This is a genomic window from Cupriavidus sp. CPT47-8839-RL05A (assembly GCF_058792255.1).
Map to the genome: position 1 here is coordinate 125,957 of NZ_JBYTEG010000012.1, position 21,717 is coordinate 147,673.

Sequence of the window (21,717 nt, forward strand, 5' to 3'; positions counted from 1 at the left end):
CACCCCCTCCCCGCCCCCCCGCGCAGGTTCGTTTGTCCCCCCGAGTTTTCCCGAATAGGTGGCCGGCATGCGCTTCCAGCGCCGCTTTGGCGTAGCCGATCCTGGTCTTTTTGGTACCAAAATCGTTGACTGAGTACCGAATGCCTCCTACATTGGGAGCCCTGACAAAGACAGATCCGAGGAGACAACATGAGCCGTCAAGCTTCGGCCGCTGCGGTAGTCCATGGCGGCGCTACGGTGGGCCAGCTCTATGCGGCCGCGCTGCGTGCCCGGCCCGGCGTGCCCGCCATCGTCGGCGACGACACCACGCTGAGCTATGAGGCGCTCGCGCGGCAGTGCGCGCGCGTCGCGCGGCTGTTTGCCGCCCGCGGCCTGGCGCGCCAGGATGCCGTGGCCTTCCTGGTGGGCAACCGCGCCGAAGCGGTCGCCGCCATCATCGCCGCGCAGCTGGCCGGGCTGAAGAACGTATCGCTGCATCCGATGGCATCGGAAGCGGATCACGCCTTCGTGCTGCAGGATGCCGGGGTGCGGGCGCTGGTGGTGGACAACGCCCGCTTCAGCGAGCGCGCGCGCGTGCTGGCAGCTGGCGCCGGCCTGCAGGTCCTGCCGCTGGACGATGGCGAGTTCGGGCCTGGCCTGGCCAATGCGGCGGCTGCGTTCGATGACGCGCCCGTGGTCCCCGGCGACGACCCCACGGAAATCAGCCGGCTGGCCTATACCGGCGGCACCACTGGCCGTTCCAAGGGCATCCTGCATACGCACCGCACCACGGTGACGGTGCTGCAGTATATGCTGGCCAGCTACGAATGGCCGGCGCAGATCCGCTACCTGGTGACCACGCCGATCTCGCACGCGTCCGGCAGCCTGTTCCTGCCGACGCTGCTGCGCGGCGGCACCATCTACCTGTGCGACAAGTTCAGCCCCGCCGATTTCCTGCGCCGCGTGGCCGAACAGCGGATCAACCTGACCTTCCTGGTGCCCACGCAGATCTATGGCCTGCTCGATTGCGACGGGCTGGACGCGGCCGACCTGTCCAGCCTGGAGCTGGTGCTCTACGGCGCCGCGCCGATCGCGCCGGTGCGCCTCGCTGACGCGCTGCGCCGCATCGGCCCGGTGTTCGGGCAGGTCTACGGCCAGGCTGAAGTGCCGATGTGCATCAGCTACCTGAGCCAGCGCGACCACGATCCGGACAACCCCGAGCGCCTGCGCTCGTGCGGCAAGGTGATCCCGGGCAACCAGGTCAAGCTGCTGGACCCCGACCTGCGTGAAGTCGCGCCGGGCGAGGTGGGCGAGCTGTGCGTGCGCGGTCCGCTGGTGATGGAGGGCTACCTGAACCGGCCCGAGGAAGACGCCAAGGTCTTTGCCGGCGACTGGCTGCATACCGGCGACATGGCCCGTTGCGACAGCGAGGGCTTCCTGTACATCGTCGACCGCGCCAAGGACATGATCATCAGCGGCGGCTTCAACGTGTACCCGAGCGAGGTGGAGCATTGCCTGGCGCTGCACCCGGCCATCGCCATGTCCGCGGTGATCGGCATCCCCGACCCCAAGTGGGGCGAAGCGGTCATCGCCGTGGTCGCGGCCCGGCCCGGTGCCGCGCTTACCGAGGCCGACGTGATCGGCCACGTGACGCAGCACAAGGGTGTGGTCAATGCGCCCAAGCAGGTGGTGTTCGTGGATGAGCTGCCGCTGACCGCGCTGGGCAAGATCGACCGCAAGGCCATCCGCGGCCGCTACTGGGGCGGCCAGGAGAGGCAGGTGGCCTGAGCGCGCCCACCGCATGCCGCACGGCCCCGCAAGAGGGCCGGCGGCCTGCCAGACCGACAACAATGGAGGAGACCATCATGGCAATCCGCTCACGTTTCAACGCTATCCGCCCAACCCGGGCGCTCCACGCCGCGCGGGCATGCCTGCTGGCGCTGGGCCTCGCCTGCGCCAGCGTGCACGCCGCCGACACCTACCCGGCCAGGCCGATCCGCTTCGTGGTGCCGTTCGCGCCGGGCGGCGTCACCGACCTGACCGCACGCACCTTCGCCAAATACATGGGCGACGCCCTGGGCCAGCCGCTGGTGGCGGAGAACAAGCCGGGCGCCGGCGCGACCATCGGTGCCAACTTCGTGGCACGATCGGCGCCGGACGGCTACACGCTGCTGCTGGGCACCAACGTCACCCATGCGATCAACCCGCGCCTGATCGCGGCGACGCCCTACGACCCGCTGAAGGACTTCCAGGCGGTGGCCGTGTTCGGACTGAATGGCAATGTGCTGCTGGTGAACAACAACTTCCCGGCCAAGACCTTTGCCGAGTTTCTGGCATACGTCAAGGCCCGGCCCGGCAAGGTGAACTACGCGTCGGGCAGTGTCGGCAGTTCGGCGCACCTGTCGGCGGAGTTGCTCAAGCAGGACGTGAAGGGGCTGGAGTACACGCACGTGCCCTATGGCGGGCCGTCCGAAGCCATGGCCGCGCTGATAGGCGGGCACGTGGACTTCCTGTTCGCCAACATCGGCGCCGCGGTCACGCAGGTGAAATCGGGCAAGGTGCGCGCGCTGGCGGTAACCACCGCGAAACGCGCGCCGCAGTTGCCGGACGTGCCCACTATCGCGGAATCGGGCGTCCCCGGTTTCGAGGTCGTGGGATGGATGGCGGCCTTCGTGCCCAAGGGCACGCCGGCGCCAGTGGTGACGCGGCTGAACGAGGTCATCAACCAGGCCCAGAAGAACCCGGATCTGCGCACCACGCTGGATGCCGCGGCGCTGATCCCGGTAGTGGCGGCGCCCGACCAGGCCAGCCGCTTCGTGCAGGATGAATACGTCAAGTGGGGCCGCGTGATCCGCGCCGCCAACATCCCGCCGCAATAGCAGGGCAGGCGCCGCGATCCGCGGCTAGGACGTGCCGGCGCCGGCTTCGGGCCGGCACAGCAGGCCGTTCAGGATGATCTCGTAGAACTCGCTGAAGGCATCGCCGATCTTCAGGCCGGTTTCCTTCAGGAACTGCTGATTGCGCAGCCGGTACGCCGCGCCCAGGATCGCTTCGGAAACCAGCCGCGGATTGTGCGGCGCCATCAGCCCTTGCCGCATGCCTGCCTCGAGCAGGCTCTCCAGCCCGCGCACGCGCGCCAGCTGGTAGTCGTCGAATATCGCCCGGCCGCTGTCGATCGCATCCAGGTCCGCCAGCGCGGCCTTGCTCAGTCCCGACGTGTTGAGCGCGGCATGCAGGTAGGCGGACACTGCCCGCGCCGCATCGCTTTCGCGGCGCGCCGCGGCAAAGCCCCTTTCCAGGTTGTCAGCGAGCACGTCGCGGCAGATGCCGACGAACAGCGCTTCCTTGGTCGGCGCGATCTCGTACAGGCGCCGCCGCGAGCAGCGCATGCGTCGGGCAATCTCGCCGATGGTCAGCGACGACACGCCTTCGGTGCTCAGCAGCCGGGTCAGTTCGTGGACAAATTCTTCATCGGTGCGTCGAGTCGGCATGAAACGGGTGGCAAGCCGGGCAAGCGCCGGGCGCGTGAGTGTAGATGCCGAATCTTACGACGACTGCGCGGTGCAGGCATGGCGATGGATCGCAAGCAGGCTTCCATCAGGCGAGGCCGCTCGCGCGCCTCGCCGTGAACTGACCGGCCCCCTCAGTTGAGATGACCGACCGCGCGCAGGTATTCGTTCTTCTTCTCGAAGATCAGCGCGCTCAGAAAGGCGGCGTCATAGGCGGCCAGCAGGTGCGCGTGGTGTTCTTCGATATAGCGGGCCACGCGCGCCTTCTCGCATTCGATGCCGCACAGCCATTCATACATCTCGGCGTCCCAGCGGAAGCGCAGGCCCAGCTCGATAAACGCGGCGTTGTAGGCGGCGAGCTGGGTGTCGCGCGGAATGGGTTGGTTATCGGTGCCGACCGTGATGGCAGCCTGGCGGCTTTCCTGCTGGATCTGGTTCATGCTCGTCTCCTGAGATGCGCTGTAGCGGTTGGGTTGAGACAAGCATAGGGACCGCGAATGATTTACGATAATTAAAGTTTCATAGCAAAACCATAATCAATCGTTTATGCATTCTGGCGGATCAAACCTTCCACGCCGGTTATTCGCTCGATCAGTCCCGCGCCTTCCTCCATCAGGAACTGCTTGAACGCCAGCGCCACCGGTGGCAGCCGCTTGTTCTTGCGGTGCACCACATACCAGTTGAGCATCACCGGGAAGCCCTCGATGTCCAGCACGGCGAGCTTGCCGGCCTGCAATTCCAGGCCGACCGTGTGCGCCGACAGGAAGGCGATGCCCATGTTGGCGATCACGGCCTGCTTGATGGTCTCGGTGCTCTTGATCTCCATCGCGATGCGCATGTTCGACAGACGCCCGGCAAAGCCCTCCTGCATCGAATTCCAGGTATCCGAGCCTTTCTCGCGTGAAACGAAGGCTTCATCAGCCAGCTCGGCCAGCGGGATATTGCGCTGGCCGACCAGCGGGTGGGTGGGCGCAGCCACGATGACATAGGGGTGGGGGGCGAAGGCCTCGTTGATGGTGTCCATGCCTTCGGGCGGGCGCACCATCACCGCCAGGTCGGTCAGGTTGCCGGCCAGCTGGTGCAGCAATTCCTCGCGGTTATGCACGGCAAGGTTCAGGGTCACGCCTTCATGGCGGTTCATGAACTCGGCCAACAGGCGCGGAAAGAAATAGTCGCCGGCGCTGATCACCGCCACGTTGAGCCGGCCGCCGGAGATGCCCTTGAGCTGGGACATGGCGTCTTCGGCCTCGCGGAACTGCTGGATGATGCTGCGGCTGTAATGCAGCATCTCGTGGCCCGCCGGGGTCAGGTAGATCTTCTTGCCCAACTGCTCGAACAGGGGCAGCCCCACGTGGTGCTCCAGCTGCCGCACCTGGGTCGATACCGCGGGCTGCGTCAGGTGCAGTTCCTCGGCAGCGCGTGAAAAGCTCATATGGCGGGCAACGGTCTCAAAGACCTTCAACTGCCGCAGTGTGGCGTTCCTCATCCTCGTCCCGTGCAATATATAAACGATTGGCTATATAAACGATAAAAAACTTTATGCAGTGCTGATCTTAGATTCAAGTAGCATCAATCGTCGGATTTGCCTGCCCCGCCCCGAATCCGGCTCTCCGGCTTGCGCCAGGAGCCCGCCAATGGCCACAAGCATGGCCGATAACAACGATGGCTGCCTACAGCCACGACAAAAAATACACAAGGAGACTACCGTGACCGGACTGAATGCAACGGTGCGTGCAACGCGGCACCCCGCCATGGCTGAAGAGACCCGTCGCAGCCACGCCGGTGCCGGGCAGGGGGGCAGGTCGTGAATATCTCGCTCCCCCAACTGAAGGCCTTCGCCGCAGTGGCGCGGCACAAGAGCTTTACGCGTGCCTCGGTTGAGCTCGGCCTGACGCAATCCGCGGTCAGCCGCAGCGTGCGTGAGCTGGAAGATGAGATCGACCAGCGCCTGTTCGACCGTACCACGCGCCAGGTGGAACTGACCGATGCCGGCCAGCACCTGTCGCAGCGCATCTGCCACCTGATCGAAGAGGTCGAGCAGACCCTGCGCGACAGCCAGAGCGCCAGCCGTCCGTGCCAGGGCCTGGTGCAGATCGCTTCGGATCCGGTGCTCAGCTCGATGTCGGTGCCGACGTGGCTGGCCGGCTGCCGGCAAGCGTGGCCGGCAATTGCCATCCACCTGAAGGACCGCTCGCAGGAGTCGGTGCTGCAGAGCGTGCGCAGCGGCGAGGTGGACTTCGGCATTGCCACCGATCCGAAGCCAACCGACGACCTCTATTGTGAACCGCTGTGCGTCGATGCCTACCACGCCGTCCTGCCCGCCCAGCATCCGCTGGCCATGCGCGACGCGGTAGGGTGGGGCGACCTGAGCGATGCCCGCGTGCTGGCCCTGGACCAGCAGTGCGGCATGCAGCCCGCGGTGGAGAAGGCGCTCAGCAGCTATCACGTGCGCGCGGGCTCGCTGCAGTTGCTCGGCCACTTTGCGGCAGTGTTCGGCATGGTGGCGCTGGGCCTTGGCATCGGCGTGGTGCCGTCGCGTGCCCAGGTGGGCGGCATGAACCCGGCGGCGGTGATGCGGCCGCTGCGTCCGCAGGTGACTTCCACGGTGATGCTGGTTCGGCGCAAGAGCCGTTCGCTCAAGCCCAATGCCGCGGCAATCTGGGATGCCTTGCGCGGCCAGGAGTATCAGGAGTCGCCGGTGGTGCGTCGTGAAACCACCATGGTGTGAGGCAATCGGCTCATCTGAGGGCATGGGGCGGGCATTCGTTGTATTAGTGCAAAACTTCCATTGATATATCACATACAGGATATTTACACATAGTGCGGTGCAGCATATAATGAAAACTCCTGATCACAACGCTATTGGAGTTTTCAAATGGAAGTCGCTCTTCTCTTCGCTCTTGGCCTGGGCCTGATTGCTGCCGGTGCCGGCGTGACCACGCTGCTGGCCACGCGCCTGCCGATGGATGTGCTGGTGACCGCGCAGGAGCACGGTCGCTTCGCCGGCCTGGGCTCGAACCAGGAAGGCGATGGCGTGGGCCGTGCCAGCCCGTCGCGCATCGTTCCCGCTGCCGGTGAGCTGGCCTACGCGTAATGCGCGCCGGCGCCATGCGCCATCGCGCTGAACCGCGCAACCAGCAAGGGTTGTAGCGGCCGGCATCCCTTGTGGCAGTACCTCGGTTGATTCCTGATCTGCGGCATGCGCCGCGAGCCAGGGCAGGGTTCTGCACGAACCTGCGGCCGCCACCATCTTCCTCCCCGATCGCTGCCAGCGATCGCTCTGCACGACCCCTCTTCCTGCGCCCGGTGCCAAGCCGGCAGGCTCGCTGCTGTGTCTTTAACGCCGCTTTCGGCGTCGTTCCCAAGCCATACGCGCGTGACCAGACATTAATGTATGCATCTAGGGACTTTCCCCAATTCATCGTTTTCCCGGTTTTTCCGAGGCGCGATCCCCGGCATTCTTGCAGATGCCATCAGTCGGCTGATTCATGTGCCGATGCATGGCAACTGCTTGATTTCCAAAGACTCCGGATGCTGTCGGACCGGCCATTGATGCAGTATGTGCACCAGTCGCACTGCAGCAACGGCCAACCAGGCGTCGCTCACCGCGGTTCCATGCTGCAGAGCCGCGACGAATACGCTTGACTTACCTGATATATCACATACCGTATAGCACTAGAACGGCTCAGCTGTTCTTTGACTGAGAGTCACGCAGAGGCGTCTACAGGCGCCCATCTTCCACCTTGGCGGCAAGCCGCTATAAGGAGACATCATGGAATTGCAGCAGCAGAGGGAGTCCACGTCGCGCTTTGCGTCGCCGTGGGTGCAACTGGTATTCGGCGTGATCTGCATGGCGATGATCGCCAACATGCAATACGGCTGGACGCTGTTCGTCAACCCGATCGACGACAAGTACCACTGGGGCCGCACCGCGATTCAGGTGGCCTTCACCATCTTCGTCGTGACGGAAACCTGGCTGGTCCCGATTGAAGGCTATCTGGTCGACAAGTACGGCCCGCGTCCGGTAGTGGTGGGCGGCGGCCTGCTGTGCGCCATTGCCTGGGCCCTGAACTCGGTGGCGTCCTCGCTGCCCATGCTTTACTTCGCGGCGGCGATCGGCGGCCTGGGTGCGGGCGCGGTGTATGGCACCTGCGTGGGCAACGCGCTGAAGTGGTTTCCCAATCGCCGGGGGCTGGCAGCGGGGATTACCGCAGCCGGTTTCGGCGCGGGCTCGGCGCTGACCGTGGTGCCCATTGCCAACATGATCAAGACTTCGGGCTATGAGGCTGCGTTCCTGTGGTTCGGTCTTGGCCAGGGCCTGATCGTGTTCGTCCTGGGCATGGCCCTGTACCCGCCGTCGGCCAAGATCCTGAGCGAGGTCAAGTCCACGCTGAAGGCTGCCGCAACCTACAACGCTTCGCCGCGCGAGGTGCTGAAGTCGCCGATCTTCTGGGTCATGTACGCGATGTTCGTGATGATGGCCGCCGGCGGCCTGATGGCAACCGCCCAGCTCGGCCCGATCGCCAAGGACTTCGGCCTGCACGACGCCCCCATCTCGATCCTCGGCCTGACCTTGCCGGCGCTGACCTTCGCACTGACCATCGACCGCGTGCTCAATGGCCTGACGCGCCCGTTCTTCGGCTGGATCTCCGATCATATCGGCCGTGAACGCACCATGTTCTTTGCCTTCGGGGTCGAGGCCATCGGCATCCTGCTGCTGTCCAAGTACGGCCACCATCCGGTTGCCTTCGTGGTGCTGACAGGCGTGGTGTTCTTTGCCTGGGGTGAGATCTACAGCCTGTTCCCTGCCACCTGCGGCGACACCTTCGGGCCGAAGTTTGCCGCCACCAACGCGGGCCTGCTGTACACCGCCAAGGGCACGGCCGCGCTGCTGGTGCCGTTCTCCAGCGTGATCACCACTGCCACCGGCAGCTGGCATGCGGTCTTCATGGTGGCCTCCGGCATGGCGGCATTGACCGCGGTGATGGCGCTGTTCGTGCTCAAGCCGATGCGCGAGGCCCATGCCCGCAAGTATGTGCATGCCAATGCCTCGGCACCGATCGGTTATCGTACCGTGCCGGAAGACCTGACCTGATGAAGAAAGCAGTACGGCGCCTCCGGCGCCGGCAGGACCCGGACGTGGCGGCTGCGATGCCTGCACAGGCGCCGCGCCCGGTAGCACAATACGAAAAATAGAAAGAGCGACAGGGAGGCGGCCCGCCGGGCGCCTTCCTGATCGCACATCGGATACCCACAAACAGAATCCAGGCACGCCATGAACCAGGTTGTCATTCCTCTCGAGGCGACGGGGCTCGGCCGGCAGCGCAAGCGCCGCCAGCCCAAGGGCCGGCAGGTAGACGCGGCCGCACTGGCCGAAGTGCGCGTGGCGCTGGGCGACATGCCCCGCCGGCGCGACTTGCTGATCGAACACCTGCACTGCATCAACGACCGCTACGGCCAGCTGGCGATGCCGCACCTGGTGGCGCTGGCCAGCGAACTGCGGCTGTCGATGACCGAGGTCTATGAAGTCGCCACCTTCTATCACCACTTCGACGTGGTGCGCGAGGACGCCGACGGCCAGATCGCACCGCCGCCGGCGTTGACCGTGCGCGTATGCGAAGGCATTGCCTGCGAGCTGGCGGGCGCACAGGCGCTGATCGACAAGCTGCCCGCGCTGCTCGGCACTGAAGTGCGCGTGGTGGCCGCGCCCTGCATCGGCCGCTGCGAGAAGGCGCCCGCGGCGCTGGTCGGGCAGAATCCGGTCGACACCGCCACGGCCGAGGCCATCGACGCCGCCGTGCAGGCAAAGGCCGTGCGCCATGCGCCCGAGCCCTATATCGGCTACGACGCTTACCGGAAGGACGGCGGCTATGCCTTGCTTAAGTCCCTCGCCAGCGGCGACCTGGACCAGGCCGCCGTGCTGTGCACGATGGAGGACTCCGGCCTGCGCGGCCTGGGCGGCGCAGGCTTCCCGACCGGGCGCAAATGGCGCATCGTGCAGAACGAGCCCGCACCGCGGCTGATGGCCATCAACATCGACGAGGGCGAGCCCGGCACCTTCAAGGACCGCGTCTACCTGGAACGCGATCCGCACCGGTTCCTGGAAGGCATGCTGATCGCGGCAACGGTGGTCAACGTGTCAGCGATCTATATCTACCTGCGCGACGAATACGCCGGCTGCCGCGAGCTGCTGGCGGAAGAACTGCGGCGGCTGCAGCAAGACCCGCCAATCCCCGGCCTGCCGACGATCGAACTGCGCCGCGGCGCGGGCGCCTATATCTGCGGCGAAGAGTCGGCCATGATCGAGTCGATCGAAGGCAAGCGCGGCATGCCGCGGCTGCGCCCGCCCTATGTGGCGCAGGTGGGCCTGTTCGGACGGCCCACGCTGGAGCACAACTTCGAGACCCTGTACTGGGTGCGCGACATCATCGAGAAGGGCGCCGAGTGGTTTGCCTCGCAGGGGCGCAACGGGCGCAAGGGCCTGCGCTCGTTCTCGGTCTCGGGCCGCGTGAAACGCCCTGGCGTGCACCTGGCGCCGGCCGGCATCACCGTGCGCGAGCTGATCGACGAATACTGCGGCGGCATGCTCGACGGCCATGCGTTCTACGGCTACCTGCCGGGTGGCGCCTCGGGCGGCATCCTGCCGGCGTCGATGGGCAATATCCCGCTGGACTTCGACACGCTGCAGCCCTACGGCTGCTTTATCGGCTCGGCCGCGGTGGTGATCCTGTCCGACCAGGACAGCGCCACGCACGCAGCGCGCAACCTGATGCACTTCTTCAAGCACGAGTCCTGCGGGCAATGCACACCGTGCCGCACTGGCACCGCCAAGACGCTCGACCTGATCCGCCAGCCCAAGTGGGACCTGTCGGCGCTGGATGACCTGTCCGCGGTGATGCGCGATGCATCGATCTGCGGGCTGGGGCAGGCCGCGCCCAATCCCGTCGACTGCGTCATCAAGTACTTCCCGCACGAACTGGCCTGAGAGACTGACATGAATGCACTGACCCGCGCCGAACGCGCGCTTGTCGAATCCGCCGAGCCAGCCGTCACCTTCACGCTCAATGGCCGCGAGGTGAGCGCCCAGCCCGGCGAAAGCCTGCTGAAGGTCGCGCAGCGCGAAGGCTTCGACGTGCCGCACCTGTGCTACAAGGACGGCCTGGAGCCGGCCGGCAACTGCCGCGCCTGCATGGTCGAGATCCAGGGCGAGCGCGTGCTGGCCCCGTCCTGCTGCCGCTATCCCGCCGCAGGCATGCAGGTGCAGACCGAATCCGAGCGCGCCCGCCGCGCCCAGCGCACGGTGCTGGAGCTGCTGCAGTCGGACATGCCCGAGACCGACTACACCCGCCACAACGAGCTGGATCAGTGGGCCGCGAAGCTGGAGGTCGGCAAGCCGCGCTTTGCCCCGCGCGAACGCGTGGCGGCGGATTTGTCGCACCCGGCCATCGCCGTCAACCTGGATGCCTGCATCCAGTGCACGCGCTGCCTGCGTGCCTGCCGCGACGAGCAGGTCAACGACGTGATCGGCCTGGCCCTGCGCGGCGACGAAGCCCGCATCGTGTTCGACATGGACGACCCCATGGGCGCGTCGACCTGCGTGGCCTGCGGCGAATGCGTGCAGGCCTGCCCGACCGGCGCGCTGATGCCCGCGCGCGATGCCGCGCTGGCGGTTCCGGACAAGCAGGTGGACTCGGTCTGCCCGTACTGCGGCGTGGGCTGCCAGCTGACCTACAACATCAAGGACAACCGCATCCTGTTCGTGGAAGGGCGCGATGGCCCGGCCAACCACGAGCGGCTGTGCGTGAAGGGCCGCTACGGCTTTGACTACGTGCAGCATCCGCAGCGCCTGACGGTGCCGCTGGTGCGCCGCGAAGGCGTGCCCAAGCAGGGCGATTTCGTCATGGACCCGGACCACGTCATGGACGTGTTCCGCGAGGCCACCTGGGAAGAGGCGCTGGCGCTGGCCGGCGGCAAGCTCGCGCAGATCCGCGACACCCACGGCAAGCGCGCGCTGGCAGGGTTTGGCTCGGCCAAGGGCAGCAATGAAGAGGCCTACCTGTTCCAGAAGCTGGTGCGCACCGGGTTTGGCAGCAACAACGTCGACCACTGCACGCGGCTGTGCCATGCCTCGTCGGTGGCGGCGCTGCTGGAGGGGATCGGCTCGGGCGCGGTATCGAACCCGGTGATGGATGTCGACAAGGCCGAGGTGGTGATCGTGATCGGCGCCAACCCGACCGTGAACCACCCGGTCGCGGCCAGCTGGATCAAGAATGCGGTGAAGAACGGCACCAAGCTGATCGTGGCAGATCCGCGCCGCTCGGACCTGGCGCGCTTTGCCCATCGCTTCATGCAGTTCAAGCCCGATGCCGACGTGGCGCTGCTCAACGCGATGATGCATGTCATCGTCACCGAGGGCCTGGTGGACCAGGACTTCATCGACAGCCGCACCATCGGCTTCGACGAGCTGCAGCGCAATGTCGCGGCGTACAGCCCGGAACTGATGGCGCCGGTGTGCGGCATCGAGGCCGAGGTCATCCGCGAGGTGGCGCGGCTGTATGCCACGTCCAAGGCCTCGATGATCCTGTGGGGCATGGGCGTGTCGCAGCACGTGCACGGCACTGACAACGCGCGCTGCCTGATCGCGCTGGCGCTGATGACCGGCCAGATCGGCCGCCCCGGCACCGGCCTGCATCCGCTGCGCGGCCAGAACAACGTGCAGGGCGCGTCCGATGCCGGCCTGATCCCGATGATGTACCCGGACTACCGCCGCGTGGACGATCCCGTGGCGATCGCCAGCTTCGAGGCGCTGTGGGGCATGCCGCTGGACCGCCAGCCCGGCCTGACCGTGGTCGAGGTGATGCAGGCGATCGAGCGCGGCGAGGTGCGCGGCATGTACATCATGGGTGAGAACCCGGCGATGTCAGACCCCGACGCCGAGCATGCGCGCGAGGCGCTGGCCTCGCTCGACCACCTGGTGGTGCAGGACATCTTCCTGACCGAGACCGCCTATCTGGCCGACGTGGTGCTGCCGGCCTCGGCCTTCCCGGAGAAGACCGGCACCTTCACCAACACCGACCGCACCGTCCAGCTCGGCCGCCAGGCATTGAACCCGCCGGGGCAGGCGCGCCAGGACCTGTGGATCATCCAGCAGATGGCTGCGCAGCTGGGGTTGGACTGGCACTACGACGGCGTGGCCGAGGTCTTCGACGAGATGCGCCAGGCCATGCCCAGCATCGGCGGCGTGACCTGGGAGCGGCTGGAGCGCGAGCACGCCGTGACTTATCCGTGCAAGGAAGAGGGCGACCCGGGCGAACCGGTGATCTTTATCGACAGCTTCCCGACCGCCAGCGGCCGTGGGCGCTTCGTGCCGGCCGACATCATCCCGGCAGCCGAGCGGCCCGATATCGACTACCCGATGGTGCTGATCACCGGCCGCCAGCTCGAGCACTGGCACACCGGCAGCATGACGCGGCGCGCCGGCGTGCTGGATGCGATCGAGCCGGATCCGGTGGCGCTGGTGCACCCGCTGGACCTGGACGCGCTGGGCGGCAAGCCGGGCGACGTGGTCACGCTGGCATCGCGCCGCGGCGAAGTCACGCTGTACGCGCGGGCCGACGCCGGCACGCCGCGCGGGGCGGTGTTCGTGCCGTTCTGCTACTACGAGGCGGCGATCAACAAGCTGACCAATGCGGCATTGGACCCCTTCGGCAAGATCCCGGAGTTCAAGTACTGCGCGGTGAAGATGGCACTGGGCGGCGCGGCGCCGGAGCAGTCGAGCTACGGCGGCGGGCAGATCCTGGCGCCGGTGTAGGGCCGACGGCAAGCCCTGGCGGGGCCGCCTGCGCGGGTAGCGCAGGCGGCCCTTTTTGTTGGGTGATTATCCTGAGTTTCGGGAAATTGATTGCTGTAGCTTCCAGCTAATCAAATCAATCGTGACAGGCTACGCTTCGGTTCATTCCCTACACAACCCGGAGCCCGCCATGAAAGCCATCGGCCTGACCCAGTACCTGCCCATCTCCGACCCGCGTTCGCTGCAAGACGTGGAGATCGACATACCCAGCCCCGGCAGCCGCGACCTGCTGGTGAAGGTTGAGGCCGTCTCGGTCAACCCGGTCGACACCAAGGTGCGCGCGCCCAAGGCGCAGGTAGAGCCCGCGCCGCGCGTGCTGGGCTGGGACGCGGCCGGCACGGTGGTCGCCGTGGGGCCGGAGGTGACCCTGTTCAAGGTCGGCGACCCGGTCTACTACGCGGGCAGCATTACTCGGTCCGGCTCCAACGCCGAGTTCCACCTGGTCGACGAGCGCATCGTCGGCCACAAGCCTGCCTCGCTGGATTTCGCCAACGCGGCGGCGCTGCCGCTGACGGCGATCACCGCCTGGGAGGCTCTGTTCGACCGGCTGGGCATTTCGCCCAACGGGGATCACGCCGGGCGCCCGGTGCTGATCGTCGGCGGCGCGGGCGGCGTGGGCTCGATCGGCATCCAGCTGGCCAAGGTGCTGGCCGGGCTGACCGTGATCGCCACCGCGTCGCGGCCCGAGTCGCAGGAATGGTGCCGCCGCCTTGGCGCCGACCATACGGTTGACCATCGTGGCGACCTGCCGGCGCAGCTGAAGGCGCTGGGATTTGCCGAGGTCGACTACATCCTCTGCTTCAACGATATCGACGGGCATTTCCCGGCGATGGCCGAAGTGGTCGCCCCGCAGGGCAAGATCTGCACGATCGTCGCGAATACGCGGCCGTTGCCGGTGGAATTGCTCAAGAACAAGAGCGCCACCTTCGTCTGGGAATTCATGTTCACGCGCGCCATGTACAGCACGCCCGACATGGTCGCGCAGCATCGTCTGCTTAACGAGGTCACGCGGCTGGTCGATGCCGGGCGCCTGCAGACCACGCTGGGCGAGAACCTGGGGCGCATCAATGCGGAGAACCTGCGGCGCGCGCACGCCATGCTGGAAGGCGGGCGCACTATCGGCAAGCTGGTGCTGGAAGGGTTCTGAGCCGGCGCGCTGCGCCCGGCAAACAACAACGCCCGCCGGCATGGCCCCGGCGGGCGTTGTGCGTTTCCGCGGCAGGGGTCAGCCCATCTTGCCGAGGATGCTCTGCATCTCGTCGCTATTGAAGGCGCGCAGGGTTTGGGTGCGCACGTTGCCGGCCGCGCCGATGGTCAGCCCGAAGCTGGTCATGGTCTCGTCGTCGGGCGCTTCGACGGTGAGCACGATGTCGTATTCGCCCAGCGTCCAGTAGATGTCTTTCATCTGCACGCCCAGGCGTGCCCCCATCTCGCGCACGGCGGCCGCGCGCTTGGTGGTGTCCTTGACGGTGCGGATGCCCTGGTCGGTGAAGCTGGCTAGCACGATGTAGCGGGTCATGGCGGGACCTCCGGTTATGGCTGGATCGGTCGCCGTCCCGGCGGCGTGCATGGGGCAAGCGGCCGGGGCAGTGGTTCAGGGCTTCGGGGCGTGGCGAGGCGCGAATGGCATGGCGCCTCGCCGTTGATGCTCGCGATGTCTGAGCAACTTCATGCCAACGCATATTGCGCGCCAGTCGGCGCGGCAGGCCAGGATGCGGATCGCGGGCGCGCGCTCGGCTGTTCCAGCCGGCCGGTGTGTTTCAGTTGCGATACTGCGTGCGGCTCAGTCCCCTGGGCTGCCACCGTCTGCGCTGTCGGGCGTGTCGAGCGCACGCATGTTGTCCAGCAACTTGAGCAGGTAATGCAGCGTGTGCGTCAGGTCATTGGTAGAAAACCCCGTCAGCGCCTGCTCGTAATAGGCCCGGATCTTCGGCTGCGCCTGGTGCAGCCAGACCTCCCGTCCCGGTTCGCTCATCCGTATCAGCCGTGAGCGGCGGTCGCGGCCGTCCGGGGCCAGCGTGACGTGGCCGTCGCGTTCCATCCGGCTGACCAGTCCTGACAGGTTCTGCCGGCTCACCATCAGGTAGCGGGCCAGGTCGCCCACGCTCATGCCATCGGCGGCTTCCGGACGCGACAGCGCGCCGAGCACGGCCCACTGCTGCGTCGTCAGGCCCTCTGCCTCGACGGCTCGTGATCCCGTTTTATGCAACATATTTGCGCATTGGTATAGCCGGAAGAAAAGCCGGTTGGCCAGTTCCATGCGCGCGTTTGCGGGGAGTTCTGCTTCTACGTCCGGGTTAACCATAGTCTTTTCCACAGTGTTGGCGTCTTGCGCAGGCAATGGCTGCCTCCTATTATAGGTAAATATATTTACCTAATTGGCGGTGCGATGTGGCGGCGTCATGGCCGGCACGATAGCACCGGAATCCTGAAAGGAGAACGCTGTGCAAGGACTTGAAGGCAAGACGGTCATCGTGACCGGTGGTGGCGGTGGTATCGGCGGTGCAACGTGTTTGCGCTTTGCGCGCGCCGGGGCGGCGGTGGGCGTACTCGACCTGAACCCGGAAGCGGCCGAGCGCGTCGCCGGCCAGATCCGCGAGGCTGGCGGGCGGGCGCTGGCGATCCGCTGCGACATCACCGAGCGCGCCAGCGTGGATGCCGCGGTGGCGGCGGTGGAGCAGGGCCTGGGCCCGGTGGACGTGCTGGTCAACAACGCCGGCTGGGATGTGTTCAAGCCGTTCATCAAGACCGAGCCCGCGCAATGGGATCGGCTGATCGCCATCAACCTGACCGGCGCGCTGCACATGCATCACGCGGTGTTGCCCGGCATGGTCGAGCGCAAGCGCGGGCGCATCGTCAATATCGCCTCCGATGCCGCGCGCGTGGGCTCGTCCGGCGAAGCGGTCTACGCCGCGTGCAAGGGCGGGCTGGTGTCGTTCTCCAAGACGATTGCCCGCGAGCATGCGCGCCACGGCATCACCGTCAACGTGGTGTGCCCGGGGCCGACCGAGACCGCGCTGTTCGAAGACTACAAGCAGGGCGCGGGCAACCCCGAGAAGCTGGTGGAAGCCTTTACCCGCTCGATCCCGCTGGGCCGCATCGGCCAGCCCGACGACCTGCCCGGCGCGGTGCTGTTCTTTGCCGGCGACGACGCCGGCTTCATCACCGGCCAGGTGCTGAGCGTGTCGGGCGGCCTGACCATGAACGGCTGAGCAAGCAAACACCAGAAAACGGAGACCACCATGCAATACGAAGACATCCTGTACGAAGTGCGCAACGGCGCCGCCTGGATCATCATCAACCGCCCGGAAAAGATGAACGCCTTCCGCGGCCGCACCTGCGACGAAATGATCCACGCGATCAACCGCGCCGGCTATGACCGCGAGATCGGCGCCATCGTGCTGGCCGGTGCCGGCGAAAGGGCCTTCTGCACCGGCGGCGATCAGTCCGCGCACGAGGGCCAGTACGACGGCCGCGGCACCATCGGCCTGCCGATGGAAGAACTGCACAACGCCATCCGCGACGTGCCCAAGCCGGTAATCGCGCGCGTGCAGGGCTATGCCGTGGGCGGCGGCAACGTGCTGTGCACGATCTGCGATTTCACCATCGCGTCGGACAAGGCCGTATTCGGGCAGGTCGGGCCCAAGGTCGGCTCGGTCGACCCGGGCTACGGCACCGCCTTCCTGGCGCGCGTGGTGGGCGAGAAGAAGGCGCGCGAGATCTGGTACCTGTGCCGCCGCTACCCGGCCGCGGAAGCGCTGGCGATGGGGCTGGTCAATGCGGTGGTGCCGCACGAGCAGCTCGATGCCGAGGTGCAGAAGTGGTGCGACGAGATCATGGAGAAGAGTCCCACCGCGATCGCCATCGCCAAGCGCTCCTTCAATCTCGATACCGCGCACCAGAGCGGCATCGCCGGCATGGGCATGTACGCGCTCAAGCTCTATTACGACACCGAGGAATCGCGCGAAGGCGTGCGCGCTTTCCAGGAAAAGCGCAAGCCCGAGTTCCGCAAGTACGCGAAGTAAGCCGTGCCGTCCGAACCAGCGGAGACCACCATGAATCCCTATCTTGACGAAGACCTGACGGCACTGGCCGAGCACGCGCGCCGCTTTGCCGATGCGCGCGTGGCGCCCGGCTACCTGGAGCGCGACCGCACCCGCGTGCTGGACCGCGCGCTGATGCGCGAAATGGGCGAGATGGGCTTTATCGCGCCCGAACTGCCGGAACAGTATGACGGGCAGGGCATGGGCTCGCTGGCGACTGGCGTGATCCATGAAGCCGTGGCGCGCGCCGACCTGAGCCTGTCGTACATCAACCTGCTGGCTTCGTTGAACGGCCAGATCCTGGCGCACCATGCGCAGCCGGAAATCGCCGGACCGTGGCTGCAGCGCCTGACGCGCGGCGAGGCGCTGCTGGCAATCGCGCTGACCGAGCCGCGCGGCGGCTCCGACGCGGCCAGCCTGCGCCTGCGCATGGAGCGCGATGGCGATGTCTACGTGCTCAACGGCGAGAAGACCTCGATCTCCGCCGCCGACCAGGCCGATGCCGCGGTGGTCTTTGCCCGCAGCGGCACCGTCGAGTCCGGCGCGCGCGGCGTGTCTGCGCTGCTGGTTCCGATGGACCTGCCGGGCATCACGCGCAACCGCTTCGACTGCCACGGCCAGCGCGCCATCGGGCGCGGCTCGATTTTCTTCGAGAACGTGCGCGTGCCCGCCAGCCACCTGCTCGGCAAGGAGGGGGAGGGGTTCGTGCAGGTGATGCAGGGCTTCGACTTCTCGCGCGCGCTGATCGGCCTGCAGGTGCTGGCGGTGGCGCAGGCCGCGCTGGACGAGACCTGGGCCTACGTGGCCGAGCGCCAGGCCTTCGGCAAGCCGCTGTCGGCCTTCCAGGGCGTGTCGCATCCGCTCGCCGACCTCGAGACCCAGGTGCAGGGCGCGCGCCTGCTGTGCCTGCAGACGCTGTGGCTCAAGGACCGTGGCCTGCCGCACACCGCAGAGGCGGCGATGTGCAAGTGGTGGGCGCCCAAGCTGGCGTACGACGTGGTGCACCAGTGCCTGCTGTCGTTCGGCCACGGCGGTTATGACCGCGGCGTGATGGAGCAGCGCCTGCGCGATGTGCTGGGCTTCCAGATCGGCGACGGCACGGCACAGATCATGAAGACCATCATTGCCCGCACGCGCGCGGGGCGCGAAGCCGTACCGGCCTGAAGCGGCGCCACGACCGCCGAGCCATCCGATAAAGAGGAGACACCCATGGATTTCGACGCCGTACTGATCGCGCCGCGCCGTGCCGCCAGCATTGCCGCCGGGCATTGGCATGACCGCACCGTCAACGACTACCTGGCCGCCTGCGTGCGCGACCGGCCCGACGCCCCAGCGCTGATGGCGCTGAGCCTCGACAGCGGCAGCGTGACACGCTTCACCTGGCGCGAGCTGGCCCGGATGGCGGACCGGGTAGCGGTGGGGCTCAGCCGCCTCGGCATCGGCGCGCAGGATGTGGTGTCATGCCAGCTCCCGAACGGCTGGCACCTGACTGTGCTGTATCTCGCCTGCTCGCGGCTGGGCGCGGTGCTCAACCCGCTGATGCCGATCTTCCGCGAGCGCGAGCTGTCGTTCATGCTGGCGCATGCGCAATGCAAGGTGGCGGTGGTGCCGCAGCTGTTCCGTGGCTTCGGCCATGCCCAGATGCTGCAGGGTTTGCGCGAGGCATTGCCGGCGCTGCGCCACATCGTTGTTGCCGGCGGTGATGGCCCGGACAGCTTTGACGCGCTGCTGAGCGGGCCGGCATGGGAAGAACAGCCCGATGCCGCCAACATCCTGCTGCACAGCCGCCCCGGCCCGGACGACGTCACCCAGCTGATCTACACCTCCGGCACCACCGGCGAGCCCAAGGGCGTGATGCACACGGCCAACACGCTGTTCTCCAACATCGTCGCCTATGCCGAACGGCTGCGCCTGACCGGCGACGATGTGGTGCTGATGGCCTCGCCGATGGCGCACCAGACCGGCTTTATGTACGGGCTGCTGATGCCGGTGGTGCTGGGCGCGCATGCGGTGCTGCAGGACATCTGGGACCCCGCGCGCGCCGCCGCCCTGATTCGCGACGAGCGCGTGACCTTCACCATGGGCTCGACGCCGTTCCTGACCGATCTGGCGCGTGTGGTGGCGGAGTCCGGCACGCCGGTCCCCAGCCTGCGCATCTTCCTGTGCGCGGGTGCGCCGATTCCCGGCGCGCTGGTCGAGCGCGCCCGCGAGGCGCTCGGCGCGAAGATCGTGTCCGCCTGGGGCATGACAGAGAACGGCGCGGTCACCACCACGCTGCCGGATGACAGCGACGAACTCGCGTCGACCACCGACGGCTGCCCGCTGCCAGGCGTCGAAATACGCATCGTGGACGGCACCGACGCCGACGTGCCGCCGGGGGAAACCGGCCGCCTGCTGGTGCGCGCCTGTTCCAACTTCGGCGGCTACCTGAAGCGTCCGCAGCTCAACGGCACCGATGCCGACGGCTGGTTCGACACCGGCGACCTCGCACGGCTGGATGCCAGCGGCTACCTGCGCATCGCGGGGCGCAGCAAGGACGTGATCATCCGCGGCGGCGAGAACATCCCCGTGCTGGAGGTCGAGACCCTGCTGTACCGCCATCCCGCGGTCTCGCAGGTGGCCATCGTCGCCTATCCCGACGAGCGCCTGGGCGAGCGCGCCTGCGCCTTCGTCGTACCGCGCGCCGGCCAGCCTTTCGACCAGGCGGCGATGGTGGACTGGCTCAAGGCGCAGAAGATGGCGCTGCAGTACATCCCCGAGAAGCTCGTGGTGCGGGACGCCCTGCCGGCCACGCCCGCCGGGAAAATCCAGAAATTCCGTCTGCGCGAGATGCTGCGCGGCGACGCGTCCTGAAGCTGGTTCCGCGGTGGCCCCGGCCACCGCGGAACGGCGCGCAAGCGCTCAGCGGCATTGCTTGTGCGCCGCGCTGACTGCGTCGCCAAACAACTCGGCCACCAGGTCGATCTCGGTCTCGCCGATGACCAGCGGCGGCAGGAAGCGCACCGTGGCGCCGTGGCGTCCGCCCAGTTCGACGATCAGCCCGCGCTGCAGGCATTCACGCTGCACCGTGCGCGCGAAGGTGCCGTCGGCCGGGTAGGCGCCCACCGCATCGGGCTCGGCACGTTCGTCGACCAGTTCCACGCCGATCATCAGGCCGCGTCCGCGCACTTCGCCGATCGCGGGGCACGCGGTATGCAACTGCCGCAGCCGCGTGGCGAGGCGCTGGCCCATGGTCTCGGCATGGGCGACGATGCCCTGCGCGACCAGGGTGCGGATGGTGGCGGAACCCGCCGCCATTGCCAGCTGGTTGCCGCGGAAGGTGCCGGCGTGCGCGCCCGGCTGCCACGCATCGAGTGCGTTGTCGTAGATCACCACCGACATCGGCAAGCCGCCGCCGATCGCCTTGGACAGCACCAGCACGTCCGGCACGATGCCGGCATGCTCGAACGCGAACATGCGCCCGGTGCGGCCCAGTCCGGTCTGCACTTCGTCGAGCACCAGCGCGATGCCGTGCTCGCGCGTGATGCGGCGCAGTTCGCGCAGCCAGCGCGCGGGCGCGGGGATCACGCCGCCTTCGCCCTGTACCGCTTCCACCACCACCGCCGCCGGCGGCAGCACGCCGGACTCCGGGTCGGCCAGCATCTGCTCGATATAGCGCAGGCCCGCGTCGATGCCGGCGTCGCCGCGCAGGCCGAACGGGCAGCGGTAGTCATACGGGTAGGGCAGGAACTGCACGCTGCCGCCGAGCGCACCCAGCGGCGCCTTGGGGCCGAGATTGCCCATCAGCGCCAGCGTGCCGTGCGTCATGCCGTGGTAGCCGCCGGCAAAGCTCAGCACCGTATGGCGGCCGGTGGCGGTCTTGGCCAGCTTGAGCGCCGCCTCGATGCCGTCGGCGCCGGTCGGGCCGCAGAACTGGATGCGGGCGCGCGCGGCGAACTCGGGCGGCAGCAGGCCGAACAGGTCGTCGACAAAGCGGTCCTTGACCGGCGTGGCCAGGTCCAGCGTATGCAGCGGCAGGCCGCTGTCGAGCGTGTCGCGCAGCGCGCGCACCACCGCCGGGTGGTTGTGGCCGAGCGCCAGCGTGCCGGCGCCGGCCAGGCAGTCGATGAAGAGCTGGCCGCTGGTATCGCGCAAATACACGCCATAGCCCTGTTCCAGCGCCAGCGGGATGCGGCGCGGATAGGAGCGGGCGTTGGACTCGCGCGCGCACTGGCGCTGCAGGTAGGGGTTGTCGTCGAGCCGGATGGGCGCTTGCCGGACGAAGGCGCCGGCCGAGAACGGCGCTGGTTGGCCGTGGGCATGCGTGGCGAGCGAGGGAGGCGTCATGGTTTCGTTC

At 67.2% G+C, this 21,717-nt stretch carries 18 protein-coding genes; 12 read left to right on the plus strand and 6 right to left on the minus strand.

Translation table 11 applies throughout. The annotated features are described in order from the left end of the window. Positions 1–189: 189 nt before the first annotated feature. Positions 190–1,767 carry an AMP-binding protein gene (locus tag AC3WVS_RS16640; protein ID WP_492319552.1) on the plus strand — a complete coding sequence of 526 codons (1,578 nt, stop codon included), beginning with the start codon at positions 190–192 and terminating at the stop codon, positions 1,765–1,767. Positions 1,768–1,844: 77 nt separating this feature from the next. Next, positions 1,845–2,858 carry a Bug family tripartite tricarboxylate transporter substrate binding protein gene (locus AC3WVS_RS16645; protein WP_492319553.1) on the plus strand — a complete coding sequence of 338 codons (1,014 nt, stop codon included), beginning with the start codon at positions 1,845–1,847 and terminating at the stop codon, positions 2,856–2,858. Between the two features lie 24 nt (positions 2,859–2,882). Here the strand turns inward: AC3WVS_RS16645 and AC3WVS_RS16650 are convergent, their stop codons facing one another. From AC3WVS_RS16650 to AC3WVS_RS16660, 3 genes are all read right to left on the minus strand, one after another. Then, positions 2,883–3,470, minus strand: coding sequence for a TetR/AcrR family transcriptional regulator (locus AC3WVS_RS16650; protein ID WP_492319554.1), 588 nt, complete (start codon positions 3,468–3,470; stop codon positions 2,883–2,885). A 152-nt stretch (positions 3,471–3,622) separates the two neighbouring features. Further along, positions 3,623–3,928 (minus strand): LysR family transcriptional regulator, encoded by a 306-nt coding sequence (locus AC3WVS_RS16655; protein ID WP_492319555.1) that lies wholly within the window; start codon positions 3,926–3,928, stop codon positions 3,623–3,625. Positions 3,929–4,032: 104 nt separating this feature from the next. Then, positions 4,033–4,974, minus strand: a complete 942-nt coding sequence (locus AC3WVS_RS16660) for a LysR family transcriptional regulator (protein ID WP_492319556.1) — start codon at positions 4,972–4,974, stop codon at positions 4,033–4,035. A gap of 318 nt (positions 4,975–5,292) precedes the next feature. Between AC3WVS_RS16660 and AC3WVS_RS16665 the strand changes: the two genes are divergently transcribed. The 6 genes from AC3WVS_RS16665 to AC3WVS_RS16690 all read left to right on the plus strand — a co-directional run bounded on the left by AC3WVS_RS16665 (position 5,293) and on the right by AC3WVS_RS16690 (position 14,485). Continuing rightward, positions 5,293–6,216, plus strand: a complete 924-nt coding sequence (locus AC3WVS_RS16665) for a LysR family transcriptional regulator (protein ID WP_492319557.1) — start codon at positions 5,293–5,295, stop codon at positions 6,214–6,216. 147 nt (positions 6,217–6,363) lie between these two features. Then, positions 6,364–6,582: a hypothetical protein gene (locus AC3WVS_RS16670; RefSeq protein ID WP_010810206.1), complete on the plus strand. Its 219-nt coding sequence runs from the start codon at positions 6,364–6,366 to the stop codon at positions 6,580–6,582. A 678-nt stretch (positions 6,583–7,260) separates the two neighbouring features. Then, on the plus strand, positions 7,261–8,583 hold the full coding sequence (gene oxlT, locus AC3WVS_RS16675; RefSeq protein ID WP_492319558.1) for an oxalate/formate MFS antiporter: 1,323 nt from the start codon (positions 7,261–7,263) through the stop codon (positions 8,581–8,583). A 180-nt stretch (positions 8,584–8,763) separates the two neighbouring features. Next, positions 8,764–10,473, plus strand: coding sequence for an NADH-ubiquinone oxidoreductase-F iron-sulfur binding region domain-containing protein (locus AC3WVS_RS16680; RefSeq protein ID WP_492319559.1), 1,710 nt, complete (start codon positions 8,764–8,766; stop codon positions 10,471–10,473). 9 nt (positions 10,474–10,482) lie between these two features. Next, positions 10,483–13,299 carry a formate dehydrogenase subunit alpha gene (fdhF, locus tag AC3WVS_RS16685; protein ID WP_492319560.1) on the plus strand — a complete coding sequence of 939 codons (2,817 nt, stop codon included), beginning with the start codon at positions 10,483–10,485 and terminating at the stop codon, positions 13,297–13,299. A 169-nt stretch (positions 13,300–13,468) separates the two neighbouring features. Next, positions 13,469–14,485 carry a zinc-binding alcohol dehydrogenase family protein gene (locus AC3WVS_RS16690; RefSeq protein WP_492319561.1) on the plus strand — a complete coding sequence of 339 codons (1,017 nt, stop codon included), beginning with the start codon at positions 13,469–13,471 and terminating at the stop codon, positions 14,483–14,485. A 78-nt stretch (positions 14,486–14,563) separates the two neighbouring features. Here the strand turns inward: AC3WVS_RS16690 and AC3WVS_RS16695 are convergent, their stop codons facing one another. Next, positions 14,564–14,857, minus strand: coding sequence for a GYD domain-containing protein (locus AC3WVS_RS16695; protein ID WP_010810201.1), 294 nt, complete (start codon positions 14,855–14,857; stop codon positions 14,564–14,566). A 264-nt stretch (positions 14,858–15,121) separates the two neighbouring features. After that, on the minus strand, positions 15,122–15,643 hold the full coding sequence (locus AC3WVS_RS16700) for a MarR family winged helix-turn-helix transcriptional regulator (protein WP_492319562.1): 522 nt from the start codon (positions 15,641–15,643) through the stop codon (positions 15,122–15,124). A 139-nt stretch (positions 15,644–15,782) separates the two neighbouring features. Between AC3WVS_RS16700 and badH the strand changes: the two genes are divergently transcribed. Genes badH through aliA form a run of 4 tightly spaced genes read left to right on the plus strand, consistent with a single transcriptional unit; the run spans position 15,783 to position 20,234 of the window. Further along, the gene (badH, locus tag AC3WVS_RS16705) at positions 15,783–16,550 is read left to right on the plus strand and encodes a 2-hydroxycyclohexanecarboxyl-CoA dehydrogenase (RefSeq protein ID WP_492319563.1); all 768 of its coding nucleotides are present in this window, start codon (positions 15,783–15,785) and stop codon (positions 16,548–16,550) included. A 30-nt stretch (positions 16,551–16,580) separates the two neighbouring features. Next, positions 16,581–17,363, plus strand: a complete 783-nt coding sequence (gene badI / locus AC3WVS_RS16710) for a 2-ketocyclohexanecarboxyl-CoA hydrolase (protein ID WP_492319564.1) — start codon at positions 16,581–16,583, stop codon at positions 17,361–17,363. Between the two features lie 30 nt (positions 17,364–17,393). Then, on the plus strand, positions 17,394–18,545 hold the full coding sequence (gene aliB, locus AC3WVS_RS16715; RefSeq protein WP_492319565.1) for a cyclohexanecarboxyl-CoA dehydrogenase: 1,152 nt from the start codon (positions 17,394–17,396) through the stop codon (positions 18,543–18,545). A gap of 45 nt (positions 18,546–18,590) precedes the next feature. Continuing rightward, a complete protein-coding gene (gene aliA / locus AC3WVS_RS16720; RefSeq protein WP_492319566.1) occupies positions 18,591–20,234 on the plus strand; it encodes a cyclohexanecarboxylate-CoA ligase in 1,644 nt (547 codons plus the stop codon). A 48-nt stretch (positions 20,235–20,282) separates the two neighbouring features. On the opposite strand, the gene AC3WVS_RS16725 is transcribed toward aliA, so the two are convergent. Beyond that, a complete protein-coding gene (locus tag AC3WVS_RS16725; RefSeq protein ID WP_492319567.1) occupies positions 20,283–21,707 on the minus strand; it encodes a diaminobutyrate--2-oxoglutarate transaminase in 1,425 nt (474 codons plus the stop codon). Between the last annotated feature and the right edge of the window lie 10 nt (positions 21,708–21,717).

Excerpts from the sequence above, each read along its gene's own strand:
- AC3WVS_RS16640 (WP_492319552.1), top strand. The coding sequence starts at position 190 with ATGAGCCGTCAAGCTTCGGCCGCTGCGGTAGTCCATGGCGGCGCTACG.
- AC3WVS_RS16645 (WP_492319553.1), top strand. The coding sequence starts at position 1,845 with ATGGCAATCCGCTCACGTTTCAACGCTATCCGCCCAACCCGGGCGCTC.
- AC3WVS_RS16650 (WP_492319554.1), bottom strand. The coding sequence starts at position 3,470 with ATGCCGACTCGACGCACCGATGAAGAATTTGTCCACGAACTGACCCGG.
- AC3WVS_RS16655 (WP_492319555.1), bottom strand. The coding sequence starts at position 3,928 with ATGAACCAGATCCAGCAGGAAAGCCGCCAGGCTGCCATCACGGTCGGC.
- AC3WVS_RS16660 (WP_492319556.1), bottom strand. The coding sequence starts at position 4,974 with ATGAGGAACGCCACACTGCGGCAGTTGAAGGTCTTTGAGACCGTTGCC.
- AC3WVS_RS16670 (WP_010810206.1), top strand. The coding sequence starts at position 6,364 with ATGGAAGTCGCTCTTCTCTTCGCTCTTGGCCTGGGCCTGATTGCTGCC.
- oxlT (WP_492319558.1), top strand. The coding sequence starts at position 7,261 with ATGGAATTGCAGCAGCAGAGGGAGTCCACGTCGCGCTTTGCGTCGCCG.
- AC3WVS_RS16680 (WP_492319559.1), top strand. The coding sequence starts at position 8,764 with ATGAACCAGGTTGTCATTCCTCTCGAGGCGACGGGGCTCGGCCGGCAG.
- fdhF (WP_492319560.1), top strand. The coding sequence starts at position 10,483 with ATGAATGCACTGACCCGCGCCGAACGCGCGCTTGTCGAATCCGCCGAG.
- AC3WVS_RS16690 (WP_492319561.1), top strand. The coding sequence starts at position 13,469 with ATGAAAGCCATCGGCCTGACCCAGTACCTGCCCATCTCCGACCCGCGT.
- AC3WVS_RS16695 (WP_010810201.1), bottom strand. The coding sequence starts at position 14,857 with ATGACCCGCTACATCGTGCTAGCCAGCTTCACCGACCAGGGCATCCGC.
- AC3WVS_RS16700 (WP_492319562.1), bottom strand. The coding sequence starts at position 15,643 with ATGGTTAACCCGGACGTAGAAGCAGAACTCCCCGCAAACGCGCGCATG.
- badI (WP_492319564.1), top strand. The coding sequence starts at position 16,581 with ATGCAATACGAAGACATCCTGTACGAAGTGCGCAACGGCGCCGCCTGG.
- aliB (WP_492319565.1), top strand. The coding sequence starts at position 17,394 with ATGAATCCCTATCTTGACGAAGACCTGACGGCACTGGCCGAGCACGCG.
- aliA (WP_492319566.1), top strand. The coding sequence starts at position 18,591 with ATGGATTTCGACGCCGTACTGATCGCGCCGCGCCGTGCCGCCAGCATT.
- AC3WVS_RS16725 (WP_492319567.1), bottom strand. The coding sequence starts at position 21,707 with ATGACGCCTCCCTCGCTCGCCACGCATGCCCACGGCCAACCAGCGCCG.